Raw genomic sequence first — 2,740 nt, 5'->3', positions numbered from 1 at the left:
CCGGCCGGCCTTTGCCGAGCGTTGCGCCGATGCGCGCTCCGGCTTTGGCCGGGGTATCGTCCGCTCTGGAAGGACGGTCGCGTGTCGCCCGGTCAGGTGTGGTGGACGCGGGGTGGGCCGCCGGGGAGCATGATGGTGAGGAAGTGATCCTGGTCGACGAGACCACCGAGGAGCGAGGCGCCCGTTTCGAGCAGGACGCCCTTCCCTACCTCGACCAGCTGTATGCGGCGGCCCTGCGCATGACCCGTAATCCCGCCGACGCGGAGGATCTCGTGCAGGAGACCTTCGTCAAGGCGTTCGCGGCCTTCCACCAGTTTCAGGCGGGCACGAATCTCAAGGCCTGGCTCTACCGGATTCTGACGAACACGTTCATCAACACGTACCGCAAGCGGCAGCGCCAGCCGTTGCAGAGCCCTACCGAGCAGGTGGAGGACTGGCAGCTCGCCGAGGCGGGGTCGCATACGTCCAGTGGGCTCAAGAGCGCGGAGACCGAGGCGTTGGAACACCTGCCGGACAGTGATATCAAGGACGCCCTGCAGGCCCTGCCCGAGGACTTCCGCATGGCGGTGTACCTCGCCGACGTCGAGGGCTTCGCCTACAAGGAGATCGCGGAGATCATGGGTACGCCGATTGGGACCGTGATGTCCCGGTTGCACCGCGGTCGCCGGGGTCTGCGGAAGTCCTTGGAAAAGTACGCCTTGGACCGTGGGCTCGTGGCGGCCGGTTCCGCCGACGGCGAGGGCGGTGCGTCGTGAGCTGCGGCGGTCCACACGAGATCGATTGCCGGAAAGTGCTCGACGCGGTTTTTCTGTATCTCGATGGTGAGTGTGAGGGCGGGCAGCAGAATCTGATTCGGGCCCACCTTGACGAATGCTCCCTCTGCCTGCGCGAGTTCGGGGTGGAGCACGAGGTGAAGATGCTCGTCGCCCGTAAGTGCGGCGGGGAGCGGGCGCCTGAGTCGCTGCGGGCGAGCCTGCTCGCCTGGCTGCGGGCCGCCCGGGTGGAGATCGAGGCCGCCGAGTACCGGCCGGAGTAGCTGGGGCCCGCCGGAGTAGCTGGGGCCGGGCGGAGTAGCTGGGGCCGGGCGGAGTATCGGGCAGCCCGGGGGCGGGCCGTGGCTGCCACGGCCCGCCGGGTGGCTCAGGTGTTCGGGCGCTTGCCGTGGTTGGCCTTGTTCTTCGCCCGTGCGCGCCGCTTGCGCTTCTTCTTCGCCATCAGGAATCTCCCTCCGTTCTGCTTCGACGTGCAGTCATCGTGCTAGTCCGCACCGACGGGAGGTGACCGGCGGGTCCGTCGAGGCCGTCGTCCTCGTCGGCGTCGCCGAACCCATCCGGTGAGCCATCGCCGAGGTTCCCCTGGGCCGGAGACTGCACCGCCCTGGCGTGGCGGCGGGCCTGCAACGTGCGCCACGCCCGCACGGGGGCCAGCGCTCCGAACAGTCCCAGCGCCGCGGCGATCGCCACGTCGCCGACGCTGACGACCGCGGGCGTCCAGGGCAGGGGCAGCGGGATGATGTCACCGAGCAGGCGCAGGACCATACCATCCCCGGCCGGCGCGTGAAATGCCGAGGTCAAGATGTCGGAAATCGGTACACCGGCGCGGTCGGCCCCCCACCGCGACACAGGCATCTGGCCGCCGTTCGCGGTGATGACGGCGGCGTTGGAGATGAGACCGGTGACCAGGAGACCGAGTCCGGGCAGGCGGTTGTTCGCGCTGGCGAACAGGGCTGTGACCACGGCGGCCGCGATCCACGCCGGGCTGTGCAGGGCGGGCACGAGTCGGCCGATCGCGAGCACCAGGACCGCCGCGGCGAGCAGCCATGGTCGGGAGACATCGATGCGGGCGAGGGCGCCGAGAGTTCCGCCGCGGGCGAGGCCGACGCCCAGAGCGCATAGCAGGGTCAGCACCAGAAGTACGAGCACATGCGTAGTGTGCGGTGTTATGAGCGACAGTCCCAGCACCGGGCGGTCGCGTCGCCCCAGCGTGCCGGCCCGGATACATCCGGGGCCCAGGGACGTTGGTCGGACAGCCTCGGCGCACTACGCTCTTGCCAGATTCACCGCCGCTGAAGGGAGCCTGATGGCCGAGGAAGTCCGCGCTGAGATGGTGGCCAACGTCTGGAAGGTCGTCGTCGGTGTGGGAGACCCGGTGAGCGCCGGTGACGCCCTGGTGATCCTCGACTCGATGAAGATGGAGATCCCCGTGATCAGCGAGGACGGCGGGACGGTCGCCCGGATCGCGGTGCAGGAGGGCGACGTCGTCCAGGACGGTGACCTGATCGCCGTGGTCGAGCCGCTCCCCGCCGCCTGATCATCCTTGTTCGGCGGGGTAGCGGCTGAGAGATCCGATGCCTCGGGCAATGTCCTAAGCTGCCCATTATGGACGCCGCGTTTTGTGATCGTTGCGGTCAGTTGGCTAGTGTGGGCAGCCACGAGGCCTGCCGGCGGGCCCGCGAGCTGGAGCCACCCCGCTACTGTCGAGCCTGCCGGCGGCGGATGGTCGTCCAGGTCACCCCGGTGGGTTGGTCGGCCCGGTGCGCGGAGCATGGGCTGCTCTCGGTCTGAGCTCGCCGACCCCGCCGGGCGTGGGCGAGGAGGAGGGTGACGTCGTCGTCGTAGCCGTCGTTGCGGTTGAGGAGGGTCAGTAGCCGGTCCGCGGTGGTGGGCAGGTCGGCTGTTTCGGTGAGGATGCGCAGCAGGCGTCGGCAGCCCTCGCCGATGTCGACGGTGGGGGATTCGAC

At 69.2% G+C, this 2,740-nt stretch carries 5 protein-coding genes and 2 pseudogenes; 4 read left to right on the top strand and 3 right to left on the bottom strand.

The window, feature by feature from the left end; translation table 11 throughout:
* Together AC08OX_RS05440 and rsrA are read left to right on the top strand one after the other, a co-directional pair.
* The coding region (locus tag AC08OX_RS05440; protein ID WP_476606807.1) for a sigma-70 family RNA polymerase sigma factor at positions 1-755 on the top strand (755 nt) is incomplete at its 5' end.
* Positions 752-1,036, top strand: a complete 285-nt coding sequence (gene rsrA / locus AC08OX_RS05435; RefSeq protein ID WP_476606806.1) for a mycothiol system anti-sigma-R factor — start codon at positions 752-754, stop codon at positions 1,034-1,036. The genes AC08OX_RS05440 and rsrA, both read left to right, overlap by 4 nt.
* A 104-nt stretch (positions 1,037-1,140) precedes the next feature.
* On the opposite strand, the gene AC08OX_RS05430 is transcribed toward rsrA, so the two are convergent.
* Both AC08OX_RS05430 and AC08OX_RS05425 read right to left on the bottom strand, forming a co-directional pair.
* Positions 1,141-1,215: a 50S ribosomal protein bL37 gene (locus tag AC08OX_RS05430; protein WP_369807823.1), complete on the bottom strand. Its 75-nt coding sequence runs from the start codon at positions 1,213-1,215 to the stop codon at positions 1,141-1,143.
* On the bottom strand, positions 1,215-1,907 hold the full coding sequence (locus tag AC08OX_RS05425; RefSeq protein ID WP_476606805.1) for a DUF5317 domain-containing protein: 693 nt from the start codon (positions 1,905-1,907) through the stop codon (positions 1,215-1,217). Before AC08OX_RS05425 ends, AC08OX_RS05430 begins: the two co-directional genes overlap by 1 nt.
* 172 nt (positions 1,908-2,079) lie before the next feature.
* On the opposite strand from AC08OX_RS05425, the gene AC08OX_RS05420 reads away from it, so the two are divergent.
* Together AC08OX_RS05420 and bsaP are read left to right on the top strand one after the other, a co-directional pair.
* Positions 2,080-2,310 (top strand): biotin/lipoyl-binding carrier protein, encoded by a 231-nt coding sequence (locus AC08OX_RS05420; RefSeq protein WP_011438140.1) that lies wholly within the window; start codon positions 2,080-2,082, stop codon positions 2,308-2,310.
* A 68-nt stretch (positions 2,311-2,378) separates the two neighbouring features.
* A pseudogene (gene bsaP, locus AC08OX_RS05415) lies at positions 2,379-2,528 on the top strand (biotin synthase auxiliary protein BsaP); the annotation flags it as partial.
* Here bsaP and AC08OX_RS05410 read toward each other — a convergent pair.
* Positions 2,471-2,740, bottom strand: a pseudogene (locus AC08OX_RS05410) (SpoIIE family protein phosphatase); the annotation flags it as partial. The pseudogenes bsaP and AC08OX_RS05410 sit on opposite strands and share 58 nt — an antisense overlap.

The organism is Frankia sp. CoBUL1 (assembly GCF_978021245.1).
Note: the sequence above shows the minus strand (reverse complement) of the source record. Positions and strands in the feature narration are given on the sequence as shown.